Origin of the sequence: Streptomyces sp. RP5T (genome assembly GCF_003933965.1) — a bacterium.
GTDB lineage: Bacteria > Actinomycetota > Actinomycetes > Streptomycetales > Streptomycetaceae > Streptomyces.
Genome location: NZ_RSAJ01000667.1, coordinates 1 through 4237 on the forward strand (window position 1 = coordinate 1; position 4237 = coordinate 4237).

Sequence of the window (4237 nt, forward strand, 5' to 3'; positions counted from 1 at the left end):
CCTTCGTCGGCAGCGTCAGATGTGTATAAGAGCCAGGTCCCACCCTCCGTACCGTCGTCGTGCTCGGCGCGTTCGGCTGGCAGGCCGCGCTCCCCGCCTTCGCGGAGGCCGGCTGGAGCGTGCCCCGGCCGCGGCCCGTCTTCGGACACGGGGCACGCGTCCCGCTCGACGGCCTCGAACTCTTCGGCTGCTTCCACGTCAGCCAGCGCAACACCTTCACCGGCAAGCTCACCCCCGGGATGCTCCGGGACGTACTGCGCACAGCGGCCGAGGCGGCGGGACTGCGGGGCCGTACCGCCGAAATCGAGGGGACGGGGCCGCCGTACGACGGTTAGGGTCGCCGGATGCCTCTGTACCCGGAGATCGAACCGTACGATCACGGCATGCTCGGCGTCGGCGACGGCAACCACGTGTACTGGGAGAGCTGCGGGAACCCGGACGGCAAGCCCGCGGTGGTGCTGCACGGGGGGCCGGGGTCGGGGTGCACGCCGTGGGCGCGGCGGCTGTTCGATCCCGCCGCGTACCGGATCGTGCTCCTCGACCAGCGGGGTGCCGGGCGGTCGATCCCGCACGCGAGCGCGTACGACACCGACATGAGCGTCAACACCGTGCCGCATCTCATCGCGGACCTGGAGCTGCTGCGGCGGCATCTGGGGATCGAGCGGTGGCTGGTGTGGGGCATCTCGTTCGGGTCGGTGCTGGGGCTGCGGTACGCGCAGACGCATCCGGACGTGGTGACGGAACTCGTGCTGACCGGGGTGGCGACCGGCTCCGGTCCTGAAGTGGCCCTGCTCACCAGGGGACTTGGGAAAATCTTCCCGGAGGCGTTCGAGCGGTTCGTCGGGGAGCTGCCTGTCGCGGAGCGGGAGGGGAACCTCGCCGCGGCCTACAACCGGTTGCTCGAATCGCCCGACCGTGCGGTGCGCGAGCGGGCGGCGCGGGCGTGGACCGACTGGGAGACCGCGATCGAGTCCGCGCCGCCGCGGTCGGTGCCGCGCTACGAGGACCCGGTGTTCCGCCAGGGGTTCGCCCGGACCGTCACCCACTACTGGGGCAACGACCACTTCCTGGGCGAGGGCAACGACGAGGGTGTCGTGCTGCGGGACGCGCCGCTGCTGAAGGGCATCCCCGGCACCCTGGTCCAGGGCAGTCTCGACCTCGGCAATCTGCTCGGTACCGTCTGGCGGCTCCACCACGCCTGGCCGGGCAGTGAGTTGACGGTGATCGACGGCGGCGGGCACAACGCCGGGGAACTGGGGGTGGCCGCGATGGTGGCGGCGACCGACAAGTACGTCCGCCGGACGTACGCCTAGATCATTTCCGCCGCGTCCCCGAACAGCTGCCGTACCGTCGACTCGTAGTTCGTCCGCACGTGTGCGAGGGCGTGGGCGCGGGCCCGGTCCGGGTCGCCGGAGGCGATGGCCTCGTACAAGTCGCGGTGTTCGAGGAGGAGTTGGGGCCACTCCTCGTTGCGCCGGGTCATCCAGCGCAGCCGTCCGGCAACCGGTTCCAGCGCCTCGACCAGCAGGCTGTTGCGGGCCATCGCCACGATGCTGTCGTGCAGACGGCTGTTGACGTCGGTGATGGTCTCCGCGTCGCCCGCCTCGGTCGCGGCCGCCGCGAGGTCGAGGAGGCGCTCCACCTCGGCGAGGTCCTGCGGGGTCGCCCGGGCCGCCGCCAGACCGGCCGCGTAGACCTCCAGGGCCTCGCGCAGTTCGAAGAGCTCCTTGACGTCCTTCGGGGTCAGTCGCCGCACGACCGTGCGGCGCGGGGTCTCGAAGTGGACGAACCCCTCGGCGACCAGCGCGCGGATCGCCTCGCGAACCGGCACCCGGGAGACCCCGAAGCGCTCGGCGAGCTCCCGCTCGACCAGCCGGTCGCCCGGCCGCAGTCCACCGGCGATGATCTCCTGCCGCAGGGTGGCCAGGACGCGTTCGCGGACGGCGCCGAGCGGCTCGATGTTCGTCGTGGAGCTCATGGAGCCATCTTCGCCGACGCCCGAGCTGTTTTACGAAGCCTTAACGGACACGACATCGGTCGGAACTCTTGACGGCGGGACCATGTCGGCAGTTTGGTATACCAAAACCGGATGCCAGGCGGCCGCCATCCTCCTGTCCCCCGTCCTTGGAGGCCCTGTGTCCCTCGCCGACAGTGCCGAAGCCACCGGCACAGCAGCGTTCGTCCCCGATCCCCGCCTCACCAACGAAGACCTCGCCCCCGCGGGCAAGCGCAACTGGAAGGTCTTCGACCTCTTCGCCATGTGGATGTCCGACGTCCACAACCTGGGCAACTACACCTTCGCGGCCGGTCTGCTGGTCCTCGGCATGAACGTGTGGCAGGTCTTCACCTCCCTGCTCGTCGGCTTCGTGCTCATCTACGTCGGCATGAACTGGATGGGCAGGATCGGCCAGCGCCACGGCGTGCCGTTCCCCGTGGTCAGCCGCATCAGCTTCGGTGTGTGGGGCGCCAACGTCCCGGCCCTCATCCGGGCCGTGATCGCCATCATGTGGTACGGCATCCAGACCTACCTCGCCTCCGTCGCGGTCAACGTGATGCTGCTGGCCGCCTGGCCGGGGCTGGAGTCCTGGACGCACAGTTCGTTCCTCGGACTCGACGCGCTCGGCTGGGTCTCCTTCCTCTCCCTCTGGCTCGTCCAGGCGCTGATCATCAGCCAGGGCATGGAGTCGGTGCGCAAGTTCCAGGACTTCTGCGGCCCGGCGATCTGGCTGGTCATGATCGCGCTGGCGGTCTGGGTGCTGGCCAAGGCCGGCTGGAGCATCTCGCTCACCAGCACCCCGCACCCGGTCTCGGTGGGCGAGCAGTGGCGGCAGTGGTTCGGCGCGATCGGGCTGATCCTCGCCACCTACGGCACGCTGATGCTCAACTTCTGCGACTTCTCCCGCTTCGCGCCGGACTACCGGACCGTCCGCCGCGGCAACTTCTGGGGCCTGCCGATCAACTCCACGGCCTTCGTGGTCGTCTCGGTCATCGTCACCGCGGGCTCGCTGGAGGTCTGGGGTCAGGCCATCACCGACCCGGCCGAGCTCGTCGCCAGGGTCGGCAACACCTGGGTGATGGTCCTGGGCGCGCTCACCTTCGCCATCGCCACCATGGGCGTCAACATCGTCGCCAACTTCGTCTCACCGGCCTACGACCTCGCCAACGTCTGGCCGCAGAAGATCACCTTCAAGGTCGGCGGCATGATCAGCACGGTCGCGGCCCTGGTCGTGACCCCGTGGAACCTCTTCTCCAACCCCACGGTCGTCAACTACTTCCTCGGCGGCCTCGGCGCCTTCCTCGGCCCGCTGTTCGGCGTGATCATGCTCGACTACTACTGGGTCAAGAAGGGCCGCGTCGACGTCGACGAACTCTTCAAGGCCGAACCCGGCTCCCGCTACTACTACCGCAAGGGCGTCAACCCGAAGGCCCTGTGGGCGTTCCTGCCGGCGGCCGCCGTCGCGGGTGTTCTCGCCCTGGTGCAGACCTTCAGCGACGTGGCCCCCTACTCCTGGTTCATCGGTACGGCCCTCGCGGCCGGCCTGTACGCGCTGCTGTGCCGCGGCGAGCGAGCGGCTCGTGCGGTCCCCGAGGCTGTGGAGGCCTGATAAACGTGCGGATCGTCGTCACCAACTGCAACACCACGCAGGAGATGACCGAGGAGATCGTGCGAGGTGCCCGGGCCGCGGCAGGCCCGGGCACCACCGTGCTCGGGCTCACCCCGGCGTGGGGTCCCGAGTCCGCGGAGGGCTGGCTCGACAGCTACCTCTCCGCGGCGGCGGTCATCGACCTGCTGCGCACGTACGAGGGTCCTTCCTACGACGCGGTCGTCATGGCGGGTTTCGGTGAGCACGGACGGGAGGGCGTCCGGGAGTTGGTGGACGTACCGGTCGTCGACATCACCGAGGCCGCCGCCCATCTGGCCTGTCTGCTCGGCCGGCGCTACGGGGTCGTCACCACCCTTGAGCGTTCCTGCGGGCAGATCGAGGACAGCCTGGAGCTGGCCGGGGTGGGCCGCAACTGCGCCGCCGTCGTCGGGACCGGGCTCGGGGTTCTCGACCTGGGCGACGCCGACCGCACGGAGGCCGCGTTCCTGGCGGCCGCTGAACGGCTGCGGGAGGCGGGCGCCGAGGTGCTGGTGCTGGGCTGCGCCGGGATGACCGGCCTGCAGCGGACCGTGGGGGAGAAGCTGGGGCTCCCGGTGGTCGACGGGGTGGGCGCGGCGGTGAAGCTGGCGGAG

Annotated in this window: 4 protein-coding genes and 1 pseudogene; 4 read left to right on the forward strand and 1 reads right to left on the reverse strand. The window is 70.0% G+C overall.

Features of this window, described 5'->3' with window-relative positions:
• Positions 1–38: 38 nt before the first annotated feature.
• Both EHS43_RS38765 and pip read left to right on the forward strand, forming a co-directional pair.
• Positions 39–335 (forward strand): annotated as a pseudogene (locus EHS43_RS38765) (uracil-DNA glycosylase); the annotation flags it as partial.
• A 9-nt stretch (positions 336–344) separates the two neighbouring features.
• Positions 345–1313: a prolyl aminopeptidase gene (pip, locus tag EHS43_RS38770; RefSeq protein ID WP_125195272.1), complete on the forward strand. Its 969-nt coding sequence runs from the start codon at positions 345–347 to the stop codon at positions 1311–1313.
• Here pip and EHS43_RS38775 read toward each other — a convergent pair.
• Complete coding sequence (locus EHS43_RS38775) at positions 1310–1978, reverse strand: GntR family transcriptional regulator (RefSeq protein ID WP_125195273.1); 669 nt, start codon at positions 1976–1978, stop codon at positions 1310–1312. The two genes, pip and EHS43_RS38775, sit on opposite strands and share 4 nt — an antisense overlap.
• 157 nt (positions 1979–2135) lie before the next feature.
• On the opposite strand from EHS43_RS38775, the gene EHS43_RS38780 reads away from it, so the two are divergent.
• Entirely contained in the window at positions 2136–3605 is a 1470-nt protein-coding gene (locus tag EHS43_RS38780; protein ID WP_125195274.1) for an NCS1 family nucleobase:cation symporter-1, read from the forward strand.
• Between the two features lie 5 nt (positions 3606–3610).
• A partial coding sequence (locus tag EHS43_RS38785) for an aspartate/glutamate racemase family protein (RefSeq protein WP_125195275.1) occupies positions 3611–4237 on the forward strand: 627 nt, incomplete at its 3' end.

Excerpts from the sequence above, each read along its gene's own strand:
- pip (WP_125195272.1), top strand. The coding sequence starts at position 345 with ATGCCTCTGTACCCGGAGATCGAACCGTACGATCACGGCATGCTCGGC.
- EHS43_RS38775 (WP_125195273.1), bottom strand. The coding sequence starts at position 1,978 with ATGAGCTCCACGACGAACATCGAGCCGCTCGGCGCCGTCCGCGAACGC.